25 protein-coding genes are annotated in these 22936 nt (G+C 68.4%); 10 read left to right on the forward strand and 15 right to left on the reverse strand.

The genetic code is table 11. From position 1 onward, the window contains the following. Positions 1–16 precede the first annotated feature (16 nt). Positions 17–322, forward strand: a complete 306-nt coding sequence (locus IE302_RS37930) for a hypothetical protein (RefSeq protein ID WP_191259288.1) — start codon at positions 17–19, stop codon at positions 320–322. Between the two features lie 87 nt (positions 323–409). On the opposite strand, the gene IE302_RS37935 is transcribed toward IE302_RS37930, so the two are convergent. Next, complete coding sequence (locus IE302_RS37935; protein WP_191259289.1) at positions 410–1060, reverse strand: DUF305 domain-containing protein; 651 nt, start codon at positions 1058–1060, stop codon at positions 410–412. Between the two features lie 87 nt (positions 1061–1147). On the opposite strand from IE302_RS37935, the gene IE302_RS37940 reads away from it, so the two are divergent. Beyond that, on the forward strand, positions 1148–2599 hold the full coding sequence (locus IE302_RS37940) for an LVIVD repeat-containing protein (RefSeq protein WP_191259290.1): 1452 nt from the start codon (positions 1148–1150) through the stop codon (positions 2597–2599). Positions 2600–2684: 85 nt separating this feature from the next. Here the strand turns inward: IE302_RS37940 and IE302_RS37945 are convergent, their stop codons facing one another. Genes IE302_RS37945 through IE302_RS37955 form a run of 3 tightly spaced genes read right to left on the reverse strand, consistent with a single transcriptional unit; the run spans position 2685 to position 5631 of the window. Further along, on the reverse strand, positions 2685–4238 hold the full coding sequence (locus IE302_RS37945; protein WP_191259291.1) for a glycoside hydrolase family 13 protein: 1554 nt from the start codon (positions 4236–4238) through the stop codon (positions 2685–2687). Further along, positions 4238–4633: a globin gene (locus tag IE302_RS37950; protein ID WP_038517366.1), complete on the reverse strand. Its 396-nt coding sequence runs from the start codon at positions 4631–4633 to the stop codon at positions 4238–4240. The genes IE302_RS37945 and IE302_RS37950 overlap by 1 nt, the downstream gene beginning before the upstream one ends. Positions 4634–4653: 20 nt before the next feature. Continuing rightward, positions 4654–5631, reverse strand: coding sequence for a mechanosensitive ion channel family protein (locus IE302_RS37955; protein WP_191259292.1), 978 nt, complete (start codon positions 5629–5631; stop codon positions 4654–4656). A 421-nt stretch (positions 5632–6052) separates the two neighbouring features. On the opposite strand from IE302_RS37955, the gene IE302_RS37960 reads away from it, so the two are divergent. Continuing rightward, a complete protein-coding gene (locus IE302_RS37960) occupies positions 6053–6547 on the forward strand; it encodes an HNH endonuclease (protein ID WP_007034711.1) in 495 nt (164 codons plus the stop codon). Positions 6548–6676: 129 nt separating this feature from the next. On the opposite strand, the gene IE302_RS37965 is transcribed toward IE302_RS37960, so the two are convergent. Continuing rightward, positions 6677–7030, reverse strand: a complete 354-nt coding sequence (locus IE302_RS37965) for a hypothetical protein (protein WP_016332309.1) — start codon at positions 7028–7030, stop codon at positions 6677–6679. 291 nt (positions 7031–7321) lie between these two features. On the opposite strand from IE302_RS37965, the gene ctaJ reads away from it, so the two are divergent. After that, the gene (ctaJ, locus tag IE302_RS37970) at positions 7322–7579 is read left to right on the forward strand and encodes an aa3-type cytochrome oxidase subunit CtaJ (RefSeq protein WP_191259293.1); all 258 of its coding nucleotides are present in this window, start codon (positions 7322–7324) and stop codon (positions 7577–7579) included. Further along, on the forward strand, positions 7566–8048 hold the full coding sequence (locus IE302_RS37975; RefSeq protein WP_191259294.1) for a DUF5130 family protein: 483 nt from the start codon (positions 7566–7568) through the stop codon (positions 8046–8048). Before ctaJ ends, IE302_RS37975 begins: the two co-directional genes overlap by 14 nt. A gap of 161 nt (positions 8049–8209) precedes the next feature. Here IE302_RS37975 and pepN read toward each other — a convergent pair whose 3' ends face one another. Continuing rightward, positions 8210–10783: an aminopeptidase N gene (pepN, locus tag IE302_RS37980; RefSeq protein WP_191259295.1), complete on the reverse strand. Its 2574-nt coding sequence runs from the start codon at positions 10781–10783 to the stop codon at positions 8210–8212. A 167-nt stretch (positions 10784–10950) separates the two neighbouring features. On the opposite strand from pepN, the gene IE302_RS37985 reads away from it, so the two are divergent. Continuing rightward, positions 10951–11571 carry a mycothiol-dependent nitroreductase Rv2466c family protein gene (locus IE302_RS37985; protein WP_191259296.1) on the forward strand — a complete coding sequence of 207 codons (621 nt, stop codon included), beginning with the start codon at positions 10951–10953 and terminating at the stop codon, positions 11569–11571. On the opposite strand, the gene IE302_RS37990 is transcribed toward IE302_RS37985, so the two are convergent. Together IE302_RS37990 and IE302_RS37995 are read right to left on the reverse strand one after the other, a co-directional pair. After that, on the reverse strand, positions 11568–12371 hold the full coding sequence (locus IE302_RS37990; protein ID WP_191259297.1) for an MBL fold metallo-hydrolase: 804 nt from the start codon (positions 12369–12371) through the stop codon (positions 11568–11570). The two genes, IE302_RS37985 and IE302_RS37990, sit on opposite strands and share 4 nt — an antisense overlap. Continuing rightward, positions 12368–13111: a 2-phosphosulfolactate phosphatase gene (locus tag IE302_RS37995; protein WP_191259298.1), complete on the reverse strand. Its 744-nt coding sequence runs from the start codon at positions 13109–13111 to the stop codon at positions 12368–12370. The genes IE302_RS37990 and IE302_RS37995 overlap by 4 nt, the downstream gene beginning before the upstream one ends. Before the next feature lie 45 nt (positions 13112–13156). On the opposite strand from IE302_RS37995, the gene IE302_RS38000 reads away from it, so the two are divergent. Both IE302_RS38000 and IE302_RS38005 read left to right on the forward strand, forming a co-directional pair. Next, positions 13157–13630 carry a ribose-5-phosphate isomerase gene (locus IE302_RS38000; protein WP_039918231.1) on the forward strand — a complete coding sequence of 158 codons (474 nt, stop codon included), beginning with the start codon at positions 13157–13159 and terminating at the stop codon, positions 13628–13630. Between the two features lies 1 nt (position 13631). Continuing rightward, a complete protein-coding gene (locus IE302_RS38005; protein ID WP_191259299.1) occupies positions 13632–14441 on the forward strand; it encodes an Fpg/Nei family DNA glycosylase in 810 nt (269 codons plus the stop codon). Positions 14442–14531: 90 nt separating this feature from the next. On the opposite strand, the gene IE302_RS38010 is transcribed toward IE302_RS38005, so the two are convergent. Continuing rightward, positions 14532–15317, reverse strand: coding sequence for a hypothetical protein (locus IE302_RS38010; protein WP_191259300.1), 786 nt, complete (start codon positions 15315–15317; stop codon positions 14532–14534). Between the two features lie 127 nt (positions 15318–15444). Between IE302_RS38010 and IE302_RS38015 the strand changes: the two genes are divergently transcribed. Beyond that, entirely contained in the window at positions 15445–16320 is an 876-nt protein-coding gene (locus IE302_RS38015; protein ID WP_191259301.1) for a TIGR03619 family F420-dependent LLM class oxidoreductase, read from the forward strand. A 2-nt stretch (positions 16321–16322) separates the two neighbouring features. After that, complete coding sequence (locus IE302_RS38020; RefSeq protein WP_191259302.1) at positions 16323–16769, forward strand: nuclear transport factor 2 family protein; 447 nt, start codon at positions 16323–16325, stop codon at positions 16767–16769. On the opposite strand, the gene IE302_RS38025 is transcribed toward IE302_RS38020, so the two are convergent. The 6 genes from IE302_RS38025 to IE302_RS38050 all read right to left on the reverse strand — a co-directional run bounded on the left by IE302_RS38025 (position 16766) and on the right by IE302_RS38050 (position 22903). After that, positions 16766–17980 carry an RNA polymerase sigma factor gene (locus IE302_RS38025; RefSeq protein WP_191259303.1) on the reverse strand — a complete coding sequence of 405 codons (1215 nt, stop codon included), beginning with the start codon at positions 17978–17980 and terminating at the stop codon, positions 16766–16768. The two genes, IE302_RS38020 and IE302_RS38025, sit on opposite strands and share 4 nt — an antisense overlap. Positions 17981–18050: 70 nt before the next feature. After that, complete coding sequence (locus IE302_RS38030) at positions 18051–18953, reverse strand: TauD/TfdA dioxygenase family protein (protein WP_191259304.1); 903 nt, start codon at positions 18951–18953, stop codon at positions 18051–18053. After that, on the reverse strand, positions 18950–20281 hold the full coding sequence (locus tag IE302_RS38035) for an LLM class flavin-dependent oxidoreductase (RefSeq protein WP_191259305.1): 1332 nt from the start codon (positions 20279–20281) through the stop codon (positions 18950–18952). The genes IE302_RS38030 and IE302_RS38035 overlap by 4 nt, the downstream gene beginning before the upstream one ends. Further along, on the reverse strand, positions 20278–21117 hold the full coding sequence (locus tag IE302_RS38040; RefSeq protein WP_191259306.1) for an ABC transporter permease: 840 nt from the start codon (positions 21115–21117) through the stop codon (positions 20278–20280). The genes IE302_RS38035 and IE302_RS38040 overlap by 4 nt, the downstream gene beginning before the upstream one ends. Beyond that, positions 21117–21878: an ABC transporter ATP-binding protein gene (locus IE302_RS38045; RefSeq protein ID WP_191259307.1), complete on the reverse strand. Its 762-nt coding sequence runs from the start codon at positions 21876–21878 to the stop codon at positions 21117–21119. The genes IE302_RS38040 and IE302_RS38045 overlap by 1 nt, the downstream gene beginning before the upstream one ends. After that, on the reverse strand, positions 21875–22903 hold the full coding sequence (locus IE302_RS38050) for an ABC transporter substrate-binding protein (protein WP_191259308.1): 1029 nt from the start codon (positions 22901–22903) through the stop codon (positions 21875–21877). The genes IE302_RS38045 and IE302_RS38050 overlap by 4 nt, the downstream gene beginning before the upstream one ends. Positions 22904–22936: the final 33 nt, after the last annotated feature.

The following is a 22936-nucleotide window of genomic DNA, read 5'->3' on the forward strand; positions in this document are numbered from 1 at the left end:
GTGTCAGGCTGTCCCCATGAACGACAGTGTCCCTCGCGACAGCGGCAAGGACGGGGAGGATCCGACCGCGGACTTCCTCGCCGAGGTCCGGCCGGAGGAGACCCCGTGGCGGACCGAGCGGCCGCCGGGTGAGGAGGCGCCGGAACGCGCCGAACGCCCGGAGAAATGGGGCCGCGCCAAGGCCGCCGGACGGGCCGCCGCGGCGGCGGCGCCGTACGTCCAGGCCGCCGCGCTGGCGACCTGGATCGTCTCGGGCACCATGAACGATTCAGCCGACTCGGACTCCGGCTTCGGCGACCTGGGCTCTTCCGGCGACGCCTGACTCCCGCGTTTCGTCCTCTGAATGCGGTAGTTGGCGTTACGAACTACCGCATTCAGAGGACGAAACGCGGGGAGCTGACGCGTGGGGCTAGAGCTTCGAGCGCATCGTTTTCATGCGTTCGATCTCGGCGGACTGGCCGGTGATCACCTCCTGCGCCATCTCCTGCGCCTTGATCTCGACACCCTTGCCGAGCTGGGTCTCGGCCATGGTCAGCGCACCCGTGTGATGCGCGATCATCAGGTCGAGGAACAGCTTTTCGAACGCCACGCCGCTCGCCGCGCGCAGCTCGGCCAGCTGGGCCTCGGTCGCCATCCCCGGCATGAGGGCGTGATCGTGCCCGCCGCCGTGGTCGCCGTGCCCCGCGTGCCCCTCGCCCGGCACCGGCTTGCCGCGATCGGCCAGCCACGTCTTCATCATCGTGACCTCGCCGTCCTGCGCCACCGAGATCCGGCCGGCGATCGCCCGGATCTGCTCGTTCGCGGTCTTGCCCGGCACCAGGTCGGTCATCACCTTCGCCTGCTGATGGTGGGGGATCATCATCGTCATGTACTCGACGTCGGCCGCGTTGGGCTGATCGCGGTTCACCGGACCGGGGGAGCCGGTGGCCGCCTGCTCGCCGGGCTTGCCGGGAACGATCACCGGCGCGCTCTGGGTGGGCGCTGCCGGCTCGTCGGCGCCGGTGCAGCCGGAGGCGACGAAAGCGGCCACGACCAGCGCCGATGTCAAACGTTTTCTCATCCCGGGAGAACCTCCGTTGGTCGGTATCTGCTGAGCCTAAATAAGTAATAAGGTTCGCGTAAAGCTGGGTGGAAGGAGAGCCATATCGTGCTGCAGCCTGGGCTGAAACGCCGCTTGACCAGGGTCTTCGTCGCGGCGGCCGCGGTCGCCGCCCTCGGGGCCTCCAGCGCGTTCGCCGCGCCCGCCGTCATCGCGGAGCCGTCGGCGACCACGATCCCGGGTGTGGACGAGATCGTCCACAGCCCCAACCTCCGGTCGATCGCGAACGTCCCGCAGCAGGGACCGTTCACGAAGGACTCGACCGGCACCGACATCGCGTTCACCAAGGGGCACGCGATCATCGGCACGTACGACGGCTTCAACGTCTTCGACGTCCGCAACCCGTACCGCCCGAAGATCGTCAGCCAGGTCCTCTGCCCCGGCGGGCAGAACGACGTGTCGATCTCGGGTGACCTGCTCTTCCTCTCCACCGACTCCTCGCGCAGCGACAACTCGTGCAACAGCGTCGCGAAGCCCGCGTCGGACAAGTCGGCGTGGGAAGGCATCAAGATCTTCGACATCTCGAACCTCGCGGCGCCGAAGTACGTCGCCGCGGTCGAGACCGACTGCGGTTCGCACACCAACACCCTGGTGCCGGACAAGCGCGGCAAGGACGTCTACATCTACGTCTCGTCGTACGCGCCTGCGGCCAACCTGCCCGACTGCCAGCCGCCGCACGACAAGGTCTCCATCGTCAAGGTCCCGGTGAAGGACCCGGCGAAGGCCGCCCTCGTCGCGACGCCGGTGCTGTTCCCGGACGGCGGCAACGCCGGCGGGCCCAACCCGGACGGCACCAACCGGTCCGCGACCACCGGTTGCCACGACCTGACGGCGCTGCCGGAGAAGGACCTGATGGCCGGTGCCTGCATGGGTGACGGCGTCCTGATCGACATCTCCGACCGGCTCAAGCCGCGGGTGATCAACCGGGTCCAGGACAACGTGAACTTCGCGTTCTGGCACAGCGCCACCTTCAACAACGACGCCACCAAGGTCGTCTTCACCGACGAACTCGGCGGCGGCGGGATGGCGACCTGCCTGGAGAAGTTCGGCTCCACCCGGGGCGCCAACGGCATCTACGAGATCACCGGCCGCGGCGACAACCGCAAGCTGGAGTTCCGCAGCTACTACAAGATCCCGCGGCTGCAGTCCGAGACCGAGAACTGCGTGGCGCACAACGGTTCGCTGATCCCGGTGCCGGGCAAGGACATCATGGTCCAGTCCTGGTACCAGGGCGGTGTCTCGGTGTGGGACTTCACCGACTCGAAGAAGCCGAAGGAGATCGCGTACTGGGAGCGGGGCCCGCTGTCGAACGAGAAGCTCGTCGGCGGTGGGACGTGGTCGACGTACTGGTACAACGGCTACATCTTCTCGTCCGACATCGTGAAGGGCCTGGACGTCCTGGACCTGAACGACTGGCGGACCTTCCCGGCGAAGCTCGTCCGGCAGAACCAGTTCAACGCCCAGACGCAGTACAAGCTGCACCCGGGCTTCAACAACTGATCCCTAGCGTGCAATGAAAGGCCCCTTCATCGCAAAATTTGCGATGAAGGGGCCTTTCATTGCACGGGGAAGGTCCCCTTCAGCCTCAGACGAGCCAGGCGGCCGCGTCCGGCGGCAGTTTCCCGTCCACCAGGGGAACGCTCGACAGCAGCACCTCACCCGGCGGCAGCGCGATCGGGCTCGCCGACGTGTTCAGCGCGCAGACCAGCCCGCCACCCCGCCGCCGGAACGCGAAACAGCCCGCCGGGGCGCCGTACCACTCAAGCTCGTCGCCGCTGAAAGCCTTGTGCGACTTACGGATATCGATCGCCCGCCGGTACAGCGACAGCGTCGACCCCGGATCCTCCAGCTGCGCCTCCACGGTCACCGAGGCCCACGAAGCGGGCATCGGCAGCCAAGGCCGCGGGTTCCGCGAGAAGCCGAACGGCGGCAGTTCGCCTTCCCAGGGCAGCGGCACCCGGGACGCGTCCCGGCCGAACTCGGCGCCGGAGGTCTTGGCACGCGGGTCCGCGAGCGCTTCCAAAGGAAGGTCGACGTTGCCGAGCCCCAGTTCCTCGCCGTTGTACAGGTAGACCGCGCCGGGCAGCGCGAGTTCGACCAGCGCCATCGCCCGCGCGCGCCGGACGCCGCGTTCACCGCCGCCGTACCGGCTGACCTGCCGCCAGACGTCGTGGTTGCTCAGCGTCCAGGTGGCGGGCGCCCCGGCCGACTTCGGCACCGCCAGGGACCGCTCGATGGCCGTCCGCAGCGCGTCCGCGTCGAAATGCGTGAGCACGAGCCGGAAGTTGAACGCCAGGTGCAGTTCGTCCGGGCGCAGGTACCGCGCGAGGCGTTTCTCGTCGGTCACCCAGATCTCGCCGACGGCCATCGTGCCCGGGTACTCGTCGAGCACCTTGCGGATCATCTGGTGGATCTCGTGGACACGGTCGTTGTCGAACCGGGGGTCGTAGAACTCGCTCGGCCCCATCGCGTTCACCCGCGGGTCCATGTCCGGCAGGCCCGGCGGTTTCGCCATGCCGTGCGCGACATCGATGCGGAAGCCGTCGACCCCGTGGTCCAGCCAGAACCGCAGGGTCCGCTCCAGATCCGCGGCGACCTCGTGGTTGGCCCAGTTCAGGTCCGGCTGCTGCGGCGAGAACAGGTGCAGGTACCACTGGCCGTCCGGGACCCGGGTCCAGGCCGGGCCGCCGAAGGCGCTGACCCAGTTGTTCGGCGGCTCGTCGCCGCGCGGGCCGAGCCCGTCCCGGAAGATGTAGCGATCCCGTTCCGGGCCGCCCGGTGGCGCCGCCATCGCCGATTTGAACCAGGCATGGGTGTTGCTGGTGTGGTTGGGGACGACGTCGATGGTGACCTTGATGCCGCGTTTGTGCGCCTCGGTCAGCAGCACGTCGAAATCACCGAGGGTGCCGAACATCGGGTCGACGTCGCGCGGATCGGCGATGTCGTACCCGTGATCGGCCATGGGGGAGCGGTAGAACGGCGTCAGCCACAGCGCGTCGACCCCGAGCAGCTCCAGGTACCCGAGCTTGCCGCGGATGCCTTCGAGGTCACCGACGCCGTCCCCGTCCGAATCGGCGAACGAGCGTACGTAGACCTGGTAGAAGACCGCCTGGTCCCACCAAGCCACGTCGCGCTCCATCACACGAAGCTGTTCATCATGCTGTTGGCGGCCATCTCCAGGTACGCCCACAGCTGCCCTCGGTAAGGCTCCTCGATGTTCTCCTCGTCGACCGCGATCTTGATGCAGCGCAACCAGGCGTCGCGTTCGATCGGGCCGATCTTGAACGGGGCGTGCCGCATCCGCAGGCGCGGGTGGCCGCGCTGGTCCGAGTAGGTGTGCGGGCCGCCCCAGTACTGCATGAGGAACAGCCGGAAGCGCTCCTCGGCCGGGCCGAGGTCCTCCTCGGGGTACAGCGGGCGGAGCACCTCGTCGACCGCCACTTCGGCGTAGAACCGCGCGACGATCCGGGTGAACACCGGTTCACCGCCGATCGCTTCGTACAAGGTGGTGGGGTCAGGTTCGGTCACGGACACAGCTCCATTCTGCCCTTGCCCTACTGCCCGGCGGGGCCGGAGGACATAAAGCGCCCGAGAGGTGGCTCGAAGCCGGCTTCGTCCAGCGCGGCGAGCAGGTGCGCCCGCAGCGCGCGCTGCACGGCCCACTGCTTGCCTGGGCGGACCTTCACGGTGAGGCGGAGTTTGATGCCCTCGGGGGTGACGGTCTCCACACCCAGCATCTCGGGCGGCTCCAGCACGTTCGGTGCGAGCCCTTCGCTCTCCAGGAGCGTCTTCGACTTCTCGGCCATCAGTTCGGTGGCCTTCTCGACGTCGGCGGAGTAGCTGAGCGGGACGTCGACGACGGCCACCGCGAAGCCCTGGCTCGAGTTGCCGACCCGCAGCACCTCGCCGTTGCGGACGTACCAGACGGTCCCGTTGATGTCACGCAGGGTGGTGATCCGGAGGCCGACGGCCTCGACGGTGCCGGACGCCTCACCGACGTCGACGACGTCACCGACGCCGTACTGGTCCTCGATCATCATGAAGATGCCGGACAGGAAGTCCTTGACGAGGTTCTGTGCGCCGAAACCGAGCGCGACACCGACGATGCCCGCCGAGGCGATGATCGGCGCCAGGTCGATACCCAGTTCGCCCAGCACGAGGATGAACGCCAGGCCGTAGATGAACAGCGTCGCCACCGACTTGAGGACCGAGCCGATGGTGGCGGCGCGCTGACGGCGGCGTTCCATCACGGCCGACCCGAGCACCTCGGGAGCCTTCTCCCGCAGCGGTCTCAAGAGAGCGGGCAGCTTCGAGGATCCGCTGGGCATCCGGGTCACGCGGTTGATCAGCCGGCGCACCACGTACCGCAGCAGGAACGCCACGGCGACGATCATCACGATCTTGATCGGCTTCGTCAGCAGCCAACCGGCCGACGCGGAGAGCCACTCGTTGTTTGTGACCTGGAACACCTGGCCGCACAGGGTGCTGGCGTCCTTCGTGCATGCCGGGGGTTCGGTGGGCAGCAGGTTCACGGAGAAGAAATGTCCTTTCGTACTCGGCGGGGATCGCATCCGCTGCTCGGCGCTACAGGCGCCCCGGCGGATGCGAAACAGCCAACTTCATGTGGCCGCCGGGTCGCGCGCATATGACACGTCCAGTAACACACGTGCACTTTGGGGCTGATCTGTGGTCGACTATGCCTGCACCGGTGGAGGTGGTCGAGTGCCAGACCGACAACCCATCCCCCTCGGCGTCCCGAGCCAAGCCTTGGCCGGACAGGCGCCGGAGGTCGTGTTGCGCGCCCATCCGGGAGGTGCCCCCTCGCACGGGGCTCCACCGGGCGGGCCGGGAACGCGGCCAGGGGGTGTTGCCCGCCCGCCCGGACAGCGTAGAGGGCGGGATCCGTCGACTACGGCGGCACCCACCACGACTTCGTGGGGCCGCAGACGGGTATTGCTGTTGAACGCCACGTTCGAGCCGCTCACGGCGCTGCCGTTGCGGCGCGCGGTGGTCCTCGTGATGTGCGGCAAGGCCGAGGTGGTGCACGGAGACCCGGCAGGGCTCGAACTGCACGCCGCCACGGTCTCGCTGCCCGTGCCTTCGGTGATCCGGCTGAGCACCTACGTGCGCGTGCCCTACCGCGCGCAGGTGCCGCTGACCCGGGCCGGGCTGATGCATCGCGATCGGTACCGCTGCGCCTACTGCGGAGGGCGGGCCGAGACGATCGACCACGTCGTCCCGCGCAGTCGCGGAGGTCCCCACAGCTGGACGAACTGCGTGGCCTGCTGCGCCAAGTGCAACCACCGGAAGGCGGACAAGCTGCTCTCCGAGATCGGCTGGCGCCTGCGCGTCGTGCCGAGGGCCCCGCACGGGCCGCACTGGCGCCTGCTCGCCCATTCCAAGGAGGCCGACCCGTTGTGGCGGCCGTACCTGGGCACGGCTGCCTGACCGGGTTCCGGACAGGTCCTGAACACGTCGGCGCCCCGGCTGCCTTTACGGCGGCCGGGGCGGGCCGATGATGCCGTGGTGACGCTGGGTACCGCTGTGAATCCCCTACTGGCCGGTCGTGCTCGAAGCTCAGGCGGCGAGGGAGAAGTCGCTCTGGCAGGTGACGCGGGTGCCACGGGTGACGCGCGTGCCGCGAGTGACCCGGGTGCCGCAGGTGACGCGGGTTCCGGCGGTCACGCGGGTGCCACGAGTGACGCGCGTGCCACGGGTGACGCGAGTTCCGGCGGTGACGCGGGTACCGCGGGTCACCCGGGTGCCGCGAGTGACGCGGGTTCCGGCGGTGACCCGGGTACCGCGAGTGACGCGAGTACCGCGCGTAACCCGTGTGCCCGCCGTCACACGCGTACCGGGGACGAAACCAATTTCGAAGAGTGACGAAATGTCGTCGATGATCGCCTGGCCGGGTGTCTGGGTGCTCTGCATGACATGTCCTCCTGCGACCGGTGCGTGACCTGCTGGGGTGGGGAAGCTGGGCGCAAGGCCCGTACAGGTGAAAAAGCTACGAGGATTTCAAGGCTCGGACAAGATGACAGCGCCCGGTGCGGCCGCCCGTACGTTGAGTTGCAACCTTTCGGCCTTCAGGGCTTCGGCCCAACGTGGGAGCGCTTTCGTGGCAAGCGGCGGACGGTGGCCCCGGGACGGTGAGCGGCAGGTGTCGTCGCGCACGGCCGTGCGAGCGGGTGCGGCCGGTCGCCATCGGATACGCTCACGCGCGTGAACCTTGTCGAGACGATCCTGGTCTTCGCGGTGATCCCCTTGGCCATCTACGCGCTGTGCGGGGTGGCCACGCTGCGGTCGAAGGGCGCGGGCGTCGCCCGGTACCGGCCGGGGCAGCCGTGGGAGTACCCGGCCATGTGGTGGAGCGCCAACCCCGACGGTGTCGGCGCCAGGCATTCGCACGCGGGCGGCGCGACAGCCGTCGACGCGGCGAACGGAGCTTCGGTGACGGGAGGCGCTCGTGGCAACTGGTGAACTGACCCATTCGTCCACCGCTGTTGACGAAGAGCCCGGTTACGGCGCCGCCGTTACCTCCAGCGGCCGGATCTCCGCCGCCAAGATGTACGAACCCGCTGGGCCGATCAGCCCATTCACCATCCAGCAGCTTGCGCGGCTGGACGAGGCGCTGACCCTGGCCAGCCGTGAGACCGGCCTGGACTTCAGCGTGTACCTCGGCGACCTCGGCGAGGACACCCGCGCCACCGCCGAGGGCCTGCTGGCCTCGACCGACAACCCGGCCGACGGCGTGGTCATCGCCGTGTCGCCCGGCCAGCGCGCCATCGAGGTCGTGACGGGCTCGCAGGCACGGCACCGCCTGCCCGACCGCGGCGCGAAGCTCGCCGTGGCCAGCATGGTGGCCTCCTTCAAGGAAGGCGACCTCGTCGGCGGTCTGGTGAACGCCCTCCGCATGCTGAGCGACCAGGCGGGCGCTCCGCAGCACTGACGCTCTAAGCCGCTTTCAAGTGCAATGAAGGGGCCTTTCATAGCAAAATTTGCTATGAAAGTCCCCTTCATTGCACTCGGGGCAGAGACGCTCCTGGACGCTATGAACGGTCCTTTCCTTGCCAAGTTTGCAAGGAAAGGACCGTTCATGGCGTTACGGGACTAGAGCCCGGCCTGCGAGTCGAACTCCCGGGCGGCCAGCGCCCGCACGATCCCGGCCCGGCCTTCCGACACCAGACGGCGCAGCGCCGCCGGGTGCTCCCCGGCCAGCCACTCGTCCGACGCCGCGACGGTCGCCGGTTCCACGGCCCACGACGGGTACAGCCCGACCACGGTCGGCTGAGCACGCTCGCTGGAGCGCCGCTGCCACACCTCGTCGATGACCTCGAAGTAGCGCGTCACGTAGCCGCCGAGCAGGTGCTTCTGGCCCGGGTGGGAGAAACCGGTGATGAGCGAGTCGCTGACCGCGTTGGGCAGTTCGTCGTCGTACACCGCCCGCTGCCACGCGTCGGCCTTCGCCTCGTCGGTCGGCCGCAGCGCGCGCGAGCGCTCCGCCTGACGCCGTCCGGCGGCGGTGTCGTCCTTGGCGAGTTCCGTGTCGATCTCGGGGTTCTCCGCCTTGCCGTGCGCCACCAGCGCGTGCAGCAGCCGCCAGCGAAGGTCGGTGTCGACGGTCAGGCCCTCCAGGGGCGCCGTGCCGTCGAGCCAGCCCGCGATGATCCGGAGTGTCTTGTCGTCGAGCACGCAGCCGGCGAGCGAGTTCACGAACGCGAGCTGGTGGTCCGAAGCGGCTTCAGCGCCCTGCGCCAGCTCCAGCAGCCGCGCGGAGAACTCCGGCCAGCCCTTGTCCGCCGCCCACGCCGGGTTCGCGTACGAGTTCAGCGCCGTCTGCGCCTGCAGCAGCAGCCGCTGCACCACGCCGACCTCGGTCTCGGTGTGCACGCCGCGCTGGACCAGCGTGACGAAGTCGCGGGCCTTGAGTTCGGCTTCCCGCGTCATCTCCCACGCCGCCGACCAGCACAGCGTGCGGGGCAGCGGTTCGGTGATGTCGGCGATCCGGTCGATCAGCGTGGTCAGCGACGCCGGGTCGAGCCGCATCGTGCAGTAGGTCAGGTCGTCGTCGTTGACCAGCACGAGCTTGCCCGCCGGGAGCCCGACCAGCGCCGGCACCTCGGTGCGCTCGCCGTCGACGTCGAGTTCGACGCGGTGCTTGCGGACGATCTTGCCGTTCTCGTCCTCGTCGTAGACGCCGACCGCGACCCGGTGCGTCCGCAGCTCACCGGCACCCGGCTTGGCGCCGGTCTGCGTGACGGCGAACGAGGTGTACGCGCCGTCGGCGCCGATCTCGTAGCGCGGGCTCAGCGAGTTGAGACCGGTGGTCTCCAGCCACTGCGCGCTCCACCACGACAGGTCGCGGCCCGAGGCCTCTTCCAGCGCGCCCAGCAGGTCCGCCAGGGTCGCGTTGCCCCACGCGTGCTTGCCGAAATAGACCTTCAGGCCTTCGAGGAAGTGATCGAGCCCGACATAGGCGACGAGCTGCTTGAGCACGCTCGCGCCCTTGGCGTAGGTGATGCCGTCGAAGTTCACCTCGACCGCGTGCAGGTCGACGATGTCCGCGGCGATCGGGTGCGTCGAGGGCAGCTGGTCCTGCCGGTACGCCCACGACTTCTCGATGTTCGCGAAGCTGGTCCACGCGTTCTTGTACTCGGTCGCCTCGGCCTGGGCGAGCACGCTCGCGAAGGTCGCGAACGACTCGTTCAGCCACAGGTCGTCCCACCAGCGCATGGTGACCAGGTCGCCGAACCACATGTGTGCCATCTCGTGCAGCAGCGTCTCGGCGCGGCGCTCGTAGGCGTAGCGGGTGACGCGGCTCCGGAAGACGTAGTCCTCCAGGAAGGTGACCGCGCCGGCGTTCTCCATCGCGCCCGCGTTGAACTCCGGCACGAACAGCTGGTCGTACTTGGAGAACGGGTACGGGGTGGCGAACTTCTCGTGGTAGAACGCGAAACCCTGCTTGGTCTCGGTGAACAGCTTGTCCGCGTCCATGTGCTCGGCGAGCGAGGCACGGCAGTAGATGCCCAGCGGGATCGTGCGGTGGGAGTCCGAGAACTCGTCGCGCCATTCGCTGTACGGGCCCGCGATCAGCGCGACCAGGTACGTCGAGATCCGCTCGGACACCTTGAAGACGGTGCGGACGGCCCCTTCCGGGGTCTCCTCGGCCGACTCGATCAGCGCGTTCGAGATGACCTTCCAGTCCTTCGGCGCGATCACGGTGAGCCGGTAGACCGACTTGAGGTCGGGCTGGTCGAAGCAGGCGAACATGCGCTTCGCGTCCGCGGTCTCGAACTGCGTGTAGAGGTAGACGCCGTCGTCGACCGGGTCGACGAAACGGTGCAGGCCCTCGCCGGTGTTCATGTACCGGCAGACCGCGTCCACGACGAGTTCGTTCGACTCGGCGAGCGAGGGCAGCTCGACGCCCTTGTCCTCGACGTACCCGCTGACATCGAGGTCCGTCCCGTTGAGGACGGCCGAGTCGATCCCCTCGGCGACGATGTCGACCCACGACGCTTCGCCGCTTCTGGCGCTCGCGAACTTGATCGTCGTCTTCGACGTGAAGGTCTTCTCACCGGGACCGCCGCGGCCGTCGGTCAGATCCAGCTCGATGTCGTAGGACTCGACGTCGAGCAGCTCCGCGCGCAGCTTGGCTTGGTCTCGGGTCAGGTTGGGGGCGGGCACTGGCACCTCTGGTCATCGGTATCGGTTTTGGTTTCCAACTACAGGCATCCAATCATGTCCGGGCCGTCGCTGACGACGGGAACAACGCCGACGGCCGTGATGTTGGCTCGCTGTGTAGCACCCTGTGTGTACCGGCCCACCCAAGACGATTGCACTGGGAGAACCTGATGACCGCCCCGTCCGAGACCACCAAGGTCGACTTCTACTTCGATCCGATCTGTCCCTTCGCCTGGATCAGCTCGCGCTGGATCCTCGAGGTGGAGAAGCACCGTGACCTCGACCTGAGGTTCCGGATCATGAGCCTGTCCGAGCTCAACAGCGGCCGCGAGGACCTGCCTGAGCAGTACAAGGAGCTGTTGGACCGCGGCTGGGGCCCCGTCCGCGTCGCGACCGCGCTGGCGCAGAAGAACGGCGAGGAGGCCCTGCGCGACTTCTACACGGAGTTCGGCACGCGTCACCACAACCAGGGCGACAAGGACATCCCGAAGGTCATCAAGGAGACCCTGGAGGCCATCGGCGCCCCGGCCGAGCTGGCCGAGGCAGCCGAGTCGACCGAGTACGACGAAGCGCTCAAGAAGAGTCACTACGAAGGTATGAATCCGGTCGGAATGGACGTCGGCACCCCGACCATCCACATCGACGGCGTCGCCTTCTTCGGCCCGGTGCTCAGCTCGATCCCGCGTGGCGAGGACGCCGTCAAGGTCTTCGACGGCGCCCGCGCGCTGGCGAGCTACCCGGACTTCTTCGAGCTGAAGCGCACCCGGAGCGGCGAGCTGAACTTCGATTAAGGGGTTGCCAGGGCCGCCTTGGTGACATCGCCGGGATAGGAGGACCTCGCGACGGCTTCGTCCGTCGTGAGGTCCCCTGCCGCGATCAGGGTCTTGAGCGCGACGAGTTCGCGCAGCCCGTCACGGTGCTTCGCGATGAACGCGGTGTCGACGGGGGCGCCGTGCCCGGCCACGATCGTCTTCGGCTCCAGCGCGAGGACCGCATCCATCACGCCGGGCCATTCGGCCAGCCAGCTGCCGTCGTTGAAGGAGAACGCGCTGAAGCCCGCTTCGGCGTTCTCGACGGCGTCGCCGGCGAAGATGATCCCCGCGTCCGGCACGTGCACGAAGAGATCGTGGTCGGTGTGGGCACGGCCGAGGAAACGCAGGACGACGGTGCGGCCGCCGAGGTCGATCTCGGCGGTGTCGGTGACCGGCTTGTCCGGCAGGGTGATCACGGTGCGTTCCAGCGCCTCCGCCATCTCGGGCCGGTTTTCGCCGAGGTAGTGCTGGATCCACTTGCGCCGCGCGCCGTCGCCGTAGGTGGTCAGCTCGGCCAGGCAGGCTTCGTGCGCCCAGACGTCGCACGGCAGGAACGCCGTCGTGCCGAAGGCGTGGTCGAAATGCGCGTGGGTGTAGACGACCGACCACGGCAAGGGCGTGATCTCCCGGACCGCCGCGGCCAGTTCGGCGCCCTGATCGACGTCGCCGCGGACGTCGACGACCAGACAGCGGTCACTGCCCACGACCAGGCCGACGGTCAGGTCCAGCTCCTCGTACCGGCGGGCGTACACCCCGTCGGCGAGTTCGAGCCAAGTCACAGATCCTCCAGAATTCCGTTGCGCAGCACCGGAACAATGCTGCTCGTATCGAGCCGCGCGGCGAGGGTCACGTCGTTCCCGTGCCCGGCCGCGGCGAGCTCGCGCCCTGAAGAACACTCTGTCAGTGCTTCGGCGATGTCGAGGGATTTCGCCGCTATGGCAGCGAGACGCGCTTCGGCGGACAGGCGGCCGTAGCCGTCCAGCGCGGCGACGATCGCTCCCGCGCCGAGCTGGTCTTCGACACACGGCCGCAGCGGTCCGAACGCCTTGGCCTCGGTGTGCATGTCGATGCCCCAGCGTTCCCCCGCCGGGACGACGCCGATCGGCGCGCCGTCCGCGAGTTCGGCGGCGCGGGCGGCGACGGCGGTCGCGTTGCGCAGGCAGCCCGCCAGGATTTCGGCACCGGTCGTGGCGGCGGCGTCGCAGAGCGTCGCGCCGTTGGGGGAGGGGAGCGCGAGGAGCGTGCCGGAAGGGATTTCCGTCACAGACGAAGGTCGCAAAGTCCAGGCGCTTTCACCCGCCAGGATGGCGCCTCGCTCTTTCGCGGCCTCCTCGCCCCGCTGATCGCGCCAGCGCACCGGCAGTACCCGCCCGCCGTTGCCGAGGACGAGATCCGTTGTGGTGCAGAAGGAAAGTACGTCGACGATGACGAGGACCGCGCAACTCCCGCCCAAGGCGCCGACGCCTTCGGGTCCCCATTCGAGCCTGATGTCGGATTCGGTCTGGCCCCAGATGTCCACCCCCACAGCATGCTCGTCCCGGAACGTGATGGCAGACTCCGCGCTGTGCGTGTTTACCTTGGCTCCGACCATGCCGGTTTCGAACTGAAGAACCACCTCGTGGCCCACCTCAAGGAACAGGGCCACGACGTCGAGGACGTCGGTCCCTTCGTCTACGACGCGGCCGACGACTACCCCGCGTTCTGCATCGAGGCGGCCCGCCGCGTCGTCGCGGACGAGGGCAGCCTCGGCATCGTCGTCGGCGGCTCCGGCAACGGCGAGCAGATCGCGGCCAACAAGGTGAAGGGCGCCCGCGCCGGCCTCGCGTGGAGCGTCGAGACCGCGAAGCTCACCCGCGAGCACAACCACGCCCAGCTGATCGGCGTCGGCGCGCGGATGCACACCACCGAAGAGGCCACGGAGATCGTCGAGGCGTTCCTCGCGACCCCGCCGAGCCCGGACGAGCGCCACGGCCGTCGCGTCCAGCAGATCCTGGACTACGAGAACACCGGCTGGCCGCCGCCGCTGCCCGAGAACTGACATGCCCGAGGGGCACACGCTCCATCGCTTGGCACGTCTGCACAAACGCCGTTTCGCCGGTCACCCGGTCGAGGTGAGCAGTCCGCAGGGACGGTTCGCCGCCGAAGCGTCCCGTTTGGACGGCCGGGTGCTGGCGAAGGCCGAGGCGTACGGGAAGCACCTGTTCCACGACTACGGTCCACACGGGACGGTGCACGTCCACCTCGGCCTCTACGGCACGTTCTCCGACGAGCCGCTGCCGGTGGGTGAACCGGTCGGGCAGGTGCGGATGCGGCTGGTCGGCCCGACGCATTCCGCCGAGCTGCGCGGACCGAACCAATGCGAGCTGCTCGACGCGCCCCAGGTCGACGCGATCAAGGCCCGGCTGGGTCCGGACCCGCTGCGCCGGGACGCGAAACCGGACAAGGCGTGGGACCGGATCTCCCGGTCGAAGACGTCGATCGCGGCGCTGCTGATGGACCAGTCGGTGCTCGCGGGCGTCGGCAACGTGTATCGCGCCGAGGTGCTGTTCCGGCACGGCGTCGCCCCGCTCGTCCCCGGCCGCGCGCTCGATCGCACGCTGTGGGACGACATGTGGGCGGACCTCGTGACGCTCATGCGGCACGGTGTCCGGGTGGGACGGATCGACACGGTCGCGCCGGAACACCTGCCTGAGGCGACCGGCCGCGCGCCGCGGCAGGACCGGCACGGAGGCGAGGTCTACGTCTACCGCCGCGAGGGGATGCCCTGTCTCGTTTGCGGGACCGCGGTGCTGCGGAGTGATTTGGCGGCGCGGAACCTCTTCTGGTGCCCGACCTGCCAACCCGCCTGACGGTCTTCTCCGGATGCAATGAAGGGGCCTTTCATCGCAAAATTTGCGATGAAAGGCCCCTTCATTGCGCTTGAGGGGACGGGGTGCGGGCTAGAAGTCGAACCCGCCGCCGTCGAAACCACCGCCGTCGAAACCGCCACCATCGAAGCCGCCGCCGTCGAACCCACCGGCGTCCCCGCCCATGTCGCCCCCGGCGTCGCCGCCCATGTCCGCGGCCGCGTCCTCCTGGCCCGCGTCGTAGCCCGACTCCCAGGCCGACGCGCTCGCGATGCCCGCCATGCCGGAGAACATCGCGCTGAACAGCAGCATGGAACCGAGACCCCAGGCGCCGGCGACGAGCGCGGGCTTCCACCACGGCTCGCTGTACCAGCCCTGCGGCACCGGACGGCCGGCCACGCGACCGCCGGGGTAGTAGTGCGGCGTCCGCTGGCTCGGGTCCGGCGAAGCCTCGTAGTGCTCGCCCTCGACGTCGACCGAGCGGTTCTCGGTCACCTTGCCCGCCGTGTCGCGCTCTTCGCTGCCGGGCAGTTCCGGACCGGGGTCCATGCCCATCGCGAGCCGCGCGGCGCGGACGTAGTAGAGACCCTCGATGGCGGTCTCGCGCACGAGTCGCGCCTGCTCGACGGTCTGCGCCTGCTCCATCTGGGAGCCGGCCGCGGTGAAGCGCTCGGACGCGTCCGCGATCGCCTGCCGCGACGCGGTGTCCATGCCGGTGAGGTTCATGACCTGACCGCCGAGCCGCTCGACGAGGCGCCGTGCGTCGGCCTTCGCGTCGTCCAGCTGGCGCTTCTTGGCCGCCGCCTGGGATTTCGCGAAGTAGATGCCGCCGCCGACCACGACGACGAGGAGCACGATCAGGAAGATCGCGGTACCCATGGGTGCACTCCAGGAATCGTTCGGCCTTTGATCGGGACAACGCGGACGGTGCGCCGGGGGTTCCCGTAGTGCTCCCGGTCACCGCGCGGGCTGGCGAGGCAAACTAGAACACGTTATAGTTCGCGCCATGAAGTTCACCCTGTCGATCGCGATGAATCCGCTCGATCAGCTGGGCGAGCTCGCCCGGGCCGCCGAAGAGGCGGGTTTCTCCTCGATCGCGCTCCCGGATTCCCTGTTCTATTCCGAAACGGTCTCGGCCGACTACCCGTACACGCCCGACGGCAGCCGGTTCTGGACCGAGGAGACGCCTTGGGCCGATCCGCTGGTCGCGGCCGCCTCGATGGGCGCGGTCACCGAACGGCTCACCTTCTACACCTCCGTGCTCAAGCTGGGTTCCCGTAATCCGGTCCTGCTCGCCCGCCAGGTCAACTCGGTCGCGGCGCTGACCGGCGGCCGGTTCGGCCTCGGGCTCGGCGTCGGCTGGTCGCCGGAGGAGTTCCGCTGGTGCGGCGCGCCGTACGAGAAGCGCGGCAAGCGCGTGGACGAGGCCATCGAGGTGCTGCGGCTGATTCTCGACGGCGGGATGGTCGAGTTCCACGGGGAGTTCTTCGACTTCGACAAGCTCCGCATGAGCCCGACGCCGCCGTCGCGAGTGCCGTTCTACATCGGTGGCCACACCGACGTCGCGCTGCGCCGGGCCGCACGCGTCGCCGACGGCTGGTCCTCGGCGATGATGAAGTTCGACGACCTCCGCGACACGATCGTCAAGCTGCGCGGACTGCTGGCCGATCAGGGCCGCGCCGACGACCCGTTCGAGTATCAGGCCGTCTGCATCGACAAGTTCGGTCTCGACGGTTACCGCGAGCAGGGCGACATCGGCGTCACCGACATCATCACCATGCCGTGGGTGTTCGACGGCCTCGGTTTCGACGCCGAGGTCGGCCCGAAGCTGGATTCCATCAAGAAGTTCGGCGACGAGATCATCGCGAAGATCGGAGACTGACCATGGGTGTCGACGTCTGCTGGGATCCGGCCGCCGAGCAGCCGCCCGCGCGGCGGGCCGCGTTCCGCTCGATGACCGCCGTCACCGCGGGGGACAAGGCCGCCTGGCTCGCGCTCTTCGCCGGTGACGCCGTCGTCGAAGACCCCATCGGCCCGTCGATGTTCGACGAGGAGGGCAAGGGGCACCACGGCCAGGACGGGATCAGTGCCTTCTGGGACAAGACGATCGCGAACGTCGAACGCTTCCAGTTCACCATCCGCGATTCCCACGCGGCCGGGGACGAGGTCGCCAACGTCGGGACGATCACGACGTACCTGCCCGGCGGCTATCGCGTCGACACCGACGGCGTCTTCGTCTACAGGGTGCGCGAGGACGGGCTGATCGCCTCGATGCGGGCGTTCTGGGAAACCGAACGAGCGATGGCCACCGCCCGGAAAGCCGAGGACTAGAGCCGCTCCGCGCGCCGGGTCAGGTACTGCTTCTCGGGTTCGCTCGCGGTCTTTCTGGCCGCCCGTAGGTAGGCCTCGCGCGCGGCGACGGCGTCCCCGGCCAGCTCCAGCAGGTGCCCGCGCACGGAATCGAGCCGGTGGGTCTGGCTCATCCGGGTGTCCTCGTCGAGCGTGGCGAGCAGTTCGAGGCCCGCTTCGGGCCCGTTGACCTCGGCGACCGCGACGGCGCGGTTGAGCGTGACGACCGGGCCGGGCGAGACCTTCTCCAGGACGTCGTAGAGCGCGAGGATCTGGGACCAGTCGGTGTCGGCCGCGGTGGCCGCTTCGTCGTGGACGGCGGCGATCGCGGCCTGCACCTGGTACGGCCCGACCGGACCCGCCGCCAAGGCCTCGCTCACCAGCGAGACCCCTTCGGCGATCGTGTCCGCGTTCCAGAGCGAACGGTCCTGTTCGGCGAGGGGGACGAGTGAGCCGTCCTCGCCGGCGCGGGCGGCGCGGCGGGCGTCGGTCAGCAGCATGAGCGCGAGCAGGCCGCTGACCTCGTCTTCGGCGGGCATGAGCCGCCGGAGCAACCGGGTCAGCCGGATCGCCTCGGCGGTCAGATCGGCGCGGTGCAGATCGGGGCCGCCGCTGGTGGTGTAGCCCTCGTTGAAGATCAGGTACAGCACCTGGAGGACGACGCGGAGCCGTTCGGCGAGTTCCGTGGACGGCGGCAGGACGAACTCCGCGCCCGCCTTCTTGATGGTCTGTTTCGCCCGGCTGATCCGCTGGGCGAGCGTCGATTCCGGGACGAGGAACGCGTTCGCGATCTCGCCCGTGGTCAGGCCGCCGACCGCGCGCAGCGTGAGCGCGAGCTGCGACGGCGCGGACAGGGAAGGGTGGCAGCACAGGAAGAGCACGGTGAGCGTGTCGTCCGTATCGGACACAGTGGACGGTTCGGCTGGATCCATCAGCGCGTCGTTCTCTTCGCGCCGACGTCGCGCGCTTTCGCTGCGCCACTCGTCCACCAGCCGCCGGGACGCGACCGTCGCGAGCCAGGACTTCGGACTGTCCGGGATGCCCTGCTCCGGCCATTGCTGAGCGGCCGCGAGCAGGGCTTCCTGGACGGCGTCCTCGCAGGCGTCGAACTGCCCGTGCTTGCGCACCAGCAGCCCGATCACCTGCGGGGCCAGCTCCCTGAGGAGCGCTTCCACCTGACGATCGTCCTTCACGACGCCAGTCTTACCGCATTTCGTCCTCTGGATGCGGTGGGTACGCATCCAGAGGACGAAATGCGAGGCGTCAGGCGACGGGGGAGTAGTGCGAAGCGTCGCCTTCGAGGGAATCGCTGGGCACCCCGTCGATGCCGACCGGGACGTCGCCCGCCACGGTCACCCGGTTCAGGCGGCGGGGCAGGTCGTCGTAGTTGTCGACGGCGTAGTGCTGGGTGATGCGGTTGTCGAACAGCACCAGCTGGTTCGGCTCCCAGCTCACCCGGACGACGTTCTCCGGCCGCGTCACGTAGGACTGCAGCAGCCGCAGGATGTCCCGCGACTCGCCCTTGGACAGCCCGATGATCCGCTGCGCGAACCCGCCGATGTACAGCCCGCGTTCGCCGGTCACCGGATGCACCCGCACCACCGGGTGGACCGTGCGGAACTTCTGCGAGACGAACACTTTCCGGCGTTCCTGCTCTGCCTCATCGAGGGTCTCCGGCGCCTTCGCGTAGTCATAGTCGTTGGTGTGCTCGGCGCGCAGCGTGTCCGCGAACGCCCGGAGCGGCTCCGGCAGGTCACGGTAGGCGGCGGCCGAGTTGGCGATCAGCGTCTCGCCGCCGTACGGAGGGACAACCAGGCTGCGCAGCGTGCTGGCCTTCGGCGGGTTGTGCACGAAGGTGACGTCGGTGTGCCACTGGTTCGCGCGGCCCTGCTCGCTGTCGACCGGCAGGATGGCGGGTTCGCCGTCGACCGACGGGACGGTCGGGTGCGCCTTGGTCAGCTCGCCGAAGTGCTCGGCGAACCGCTGCTGGCCGGCGTCGTCAAGATCGACGTCGCGAAAGACGAGCGCTTTGTGTTCGTGCAGCGCGTCGGTCACGAACGCGACGGTCGCGGCGTCGAGTTCCTTGGCCGGGTCGACGCCGACGACCTGCGCGCCGATCCTGCCGGTGATCTTGCGGACTTCGACCTGCGTGTTGAGGGCGGTCATGCGGCGTGCTCCTTCACTGGGGTTTTGGCGACTGGACGGGCGAGGCCGTAGTGGCCGCGCAAGGTCGTGGCGGTGTACTCGGTGCGGAACAGACCGCGTCGTTGCAGCTCGGGGACCACGAGATCGACGAAGTCGTCGAGTCCGCCCGGCAGCGTGGGCGGCATGACGTTGAAGCCGTCCGCGGCGCCTTCGGTGAACCAGTGCTCCAGCTGGTCGGCCACTTGCGTGGCGGTTCCGGCGAAGACGCGGTGCCCACGGCCGCCCGCGAGCCGTTCGATGAGCTGGCGGATGGTCAGGTTCTCGCGCCTCGCCAGGCCGGTGACCAGCTCGAACCGGCTCTGCGCGCCTTCGGTGAACGTGCCGACGTCGGGCAGCGGACCGTCGAGCGGATACGGCGTCAGGTCGTGGTCGAGCATGTTCGACAGCTGCCGCACGCCGTACGCGGGCGTGATCAGGGCGTTGAGTTCGGCCTCGCGTTCCTTCGCCTCGGCCTCGGTACGGCCCAGGATCGGGCTGATCCCCGGCAGGATCTTGATCTCACCGGGCGAGCGGCCGTGTTTCGCGAGCCTTCCCTTGACGTCGTCGTAGAAAGCCTTGCCCTCGGCGAAAGTCTGCTGCGCGGTGAACACCGCCTCGGCGAACCGGGCCGCGTACTCCTTGCCCGTCTCCGACGAACCGGCCTGGACCAGCAAGGGATGCCCCTGCACCGGACGCGGGATGTTCAGCGGGCCGCGGACCTGGAAATGCGGGCCGTTGTGGTCGATCGGATGGATGCGGCCGGTGTCGGCGTAGACCCCGCTCGCCTTGTCGATGACGGCCGCGTCGTCGTCCCAGCTGTCCCAGAGTTTCCTTGCCACCTCGACGAATTCGGTGGCGCGCTCGTACCGCAGCGCGTGCGCGGGCCGGGCGTCGCGGTTGAAGTTGCGGGCCTCGTCCTCACCCGCCGACGTCACGATGTTCCAGCCCGCGCGGCCGCCGCTGAGATGGTCGAGCGACGCGAACTTCCGCGCCAGGTGGTACGGCTCGTTGTAGGTCGTCGACGCGGTGGCGATGAGGCCGATGCGCTCGGTGGCCCCGGCCAGCGCCGAAAGCAGCGTCAGCGGCTCGAACAGGGTGTGCGAGTTGTAGCGGACGTTGCCCCACAAGGCCACGCCGTCGGCGAGGAACAGCGAATCCAGCTTGCCGCGTTCCGCCGTGCGGGCGATGTCGACATAGTGCCGCAGGGTCGCGGCGCGGCGCGGATCCGTGCTCGGATGCCGCCAGGCGGCCTCGTGATGGCCGTTCGGCATCACGAACGCGTTGAGGTGCAGGTGCTTTTGCGAGGTCATGCCTTCTCCTTGACACGCCAGGTGGAGAACCGCCGCTCCAGTGCGACGAAGCCCGCGTTGATGGCCAGACCCAGCACCGACACCGTGATGATCGCGGCGTACATCTGCTGAATCTGGAAGTTGACCTGGGAGTTGTTGATCAGATAACCGAGTCCGGCCTTGGCACCGACCATTTCGGCGGCGATGAGGATGAGGATCGAGTACGCCGCCGCCATCCGGATGCCGGTGAAGATGGTCGGCACCGCCGACGGCAGGATCACCTTGCGGAACAGGCTCGGACTCGACAGCCCGAGCGAACGCGCGGCCTTGACCAGCAAGGGATCCACGGTGTTCACCCCGGCGATCGTGTTGAGCAGTACCGGCCAGACGCAGGCGTAGACGATCAGCGCGATCTTGGACACCTCGCCGATGCCGAGCAGGAGCGTGAACACCGGCAGCAATGCGAGCGCGGCGGTGTTGCGGGCCAGTTCCAGCAGCGGGTTCAGGAACTCCGCGAGCGGGCGGTACCAGGCGATCAGCAGGCCGAGCGGCACCGAGACACCCACCGCGATCACGAACCCGGCGGCGGACCGGCCGAGACTCGCCAGCAGGTGATCGGCCAGTTGGCCGTTGAGGATCAGCTCCCACAACGCGACGAGGTCTTCCGACAGCGGCGGAAGGAAGGTCCTCGTGCCTTCGTCGAGGACGAACTGGGGAGCGAGCTCCCAGACGGCGAGGAACAGCAGGATCGCCGCCGAGCCGCGGAACGCCTTGCTCAGCCGTTTCTTCTTCTCACGGGGTTTTTCGACGGCCTCGGGTCCAGTGTGGACTTTCGGGGCTTCGAGGGTGGCGGTCATCAGGCGGCCCTCCGGATCTCGTCGTGCAGGAGTTCCCACAGCCGATGGCGATGTGCCACGAACGCGGGCGCCGAGCGCAGGTCTTCGTTCGAGCGGTCGCCGAGGTCGATGTCGACGACGTCCTTGAGCCTGCCCGGCCGCGAGGTGAGCACCGCGACCTTCTGCCCCAGGTAGACGGCTTCTTCGATGCTGTGGGTGATGAAGACGATGGTCTTGCCGGTGCGTTTCCAGATCCGCCGCAGTTCCTCCTGGAGGAGTTCGCGGGTCTGGGAGTCCAGCGCGGCGTACGGCTCGTCCATCAGCAGTACGTCAGGGTCGTAGGCGAGGCTCCTCGCGATCGCGACGCGTTGCTTCATCCCACCGGAAAGCTCGTGGGGAAGGTGGTCCTCGAAGCCGGAAAGCCCCACCAGGTCAAGAAATTCCCGTGCTCGCTCGGCGCGCTGCCGTTTGTTCAGCGTGCCGCCTTCGAGCCCGAATTCGACGTTGGCGCGTGCGGTGCGCCAAGGGAACAGCGCGTACTGCTGGAACACCACCCCGCGGTCCAGACCCGGCCCGGTGACGGGTTTCCCGTCGATCAGGACCTCGCCGGACGTGGGTTTCGCGAGCCCTCCGAGCAGGTCGAGCAGCGTCGACTTGCCGGAACCGCTGGGCCCGACGAGGGAGAGGAACGTGCCGTCTTCGATGTCGAGGGAGACGTCGTCCAACGCGGTCAGGGCGCCGAAGGTCTTGGTGACCGAGCGGAGGCTGATCTTGGCGGTCACGCGGCACCGCCTTCACGGAACGGGTTGTACTCGTTGGTGTAGATCTTCTTCAGGTCGACCTGGTCGTTCTTGATGAATCCGGACTGCTTGAGCCAGTCCGTCCAGAGCGTGTAGTCGTTGTCGGAGATCAGCCCGCCCTTGGTGACGCCGGTGCTCTTCCAGTACTTGAGCGTTTCGGTGTTCTCGTTGCGGCCGCGGTTCTGGATGATCTTGGTGAACCGGGCGATGACCTCGTCGCGCGGCGTGGTGCGGGCCCATTCGATCGCCTTGGCCACCCCGGTGACGAAGGTTTTCGTGGTCTCCGGGTACTTCTTGATGAAGTCGGTCCGCAGCACGTACGGCCCGCCGTTGTAGGGGCCGAACGCCTCGACGTCCTTCACGATGGGCCGTACGCCGCCCACGGAGACCGCTCGGTCCTGCAGGACGCCGTTGAGCGCGGCGACGTCGATCTGGCCGTTGCGCAGGGCTTGTTCGGTGTTGATCGGCGGGAGGACGACCAGCTGCACCTGGTCGATCTCGGCGTCGGAGAGGCCGTTGCGCTTGAGCCAGGTGTCGAGAGCGGCCTCCAGGTTCGCGCCGACGGTGTTGACGCCGACCTTCTTGCCGATGAGGTCGCGGGGGTTGCGGATCGGGCTGTCTTCCTTGACGTAGAAGCCCAAGAAGGTCTTCTCGTCGGAGCCGTAGTAGTTGACGACGGCCTTGATCGGGGCGCCGGCGTCGACGAGTTTGGCGACCGCGCCGGTGAAGGCGCCGCCGAAATCGGTCTGATCGGTCGCGGCGGACTGGATGTCCTGCGGTCCGCTGATCGTGTTGCCGACCCATTTCAGCTTGACCGGGCCGAAGTAGCCGAGGTCCTCGGCGAGTTCGGGGAAGGTGACGTTGTTCGCCGAACCCTGGTAGCGGAGTTCGAGTTTCTCGGGCTGTCCGGCGACACCCGCCGAGCTCGCGGACGCGCCGCAGCCCGACAGCGCCACTCCGGCGAGGAGTACGGCGGCCGCGGCGAGCAAGGGCACTGGTTTCTTCACGGTGGGCTCTTTCGTTCGGGTTCGCGTCGTTGA

The sequence above is a fragment of the Amycolatopsis oliviviridis genome, assembly GCF_014654365.1.
GTDB classification, from domain to species: domain Bacteria; phylum Actinomycetota; class Actinomycetes; order Mycobacteriales; family Pseudonocardiaceae; genus Amycolatopsis; species Amycolatopsis oliviviridis.

Coding starts and splice junctions, on each gene's coding strand:
- IE302_RS37930 (WP_191259288.1), top strand. CDS start 17: ATGAACGACAGTGTCCCTCGCGACAGCGGCAAGGACGGGGAGGATCCG.
- IE302_RS37935 (WP_191259289.1), bottom strand. CDS start 1,060: ATGAGAAAACGTTTGACATCGGCGCTGGTCGTGGCCGCTTTCGTCGCC.
- IE302_RS37945 (WP_191259291.1), bottom strand. CDS start 4,238: ATGGAGCGCGACGTGGCTTGGTGGGACCAGGCGGTCTTCTACCAGGTC.
- IE302_RS37965 (WP_016332309.1), bottom strand. CDS start 7,030: ATGCAGAGCACCCAGACACCCGGCCAGGCGATCATCGACGACATTTCG.
- IE302_RS37985 (WP_191259296.1), top strand. CDS start 10,951: ATGACCGCCCCGTCCGAGACCACCAAGGTCGACTTCTACTTCGATCCG.
- IE302_RS38005 (WP_191259299.1), top strand. CDS start 13,632: ATGCCCGAGGGGCACACGCTCCATCGCTTGGCACGTCTGCACAAACGC.
- IE302_RS38010 (WP_191259300.1), bottom strand. CDS start 15,317: ATGGGTACCGCGATCTTCCTGATCGTGCTCCTCGTCGTCGTGGTCGGC.
- IE302_RS38015 (WP_191259301.1), top strand. CDS start 15,445: ATGAAGTTCACCCTGTCGATCGCGATGAATCCGCTCGATCAGCTGGGC.
- IE302_RS38020 (WP_191259302.1), top strand. CDS start 16,323: ATGGGTGTCGACGTCTGCTGGGATCCGGCCGCCGAGCAGCCGCCCGCG.
- IE302_RS38030 (WP_191259304.1), bottom strand. CDS start 18,953: ATGACCGCCCTCAACACGCAGGTCGAAGTCCGCAAGATCACCGGCAGG.
- IE302_RS38035 (WP_191259305.1), bottom strand. CDS start 20,281: ATGACCTCGCAAAAGCACCTGCACCTCAACGCGTTCGTGATGCCGAAC.
- IE302_RS38040 (WP_191259306.1), bottom strand. CDS start 21,117: ATGACCGCCACCCTCGAAGCCCCGAAAGTCCACACTGGACCCGAGGCC.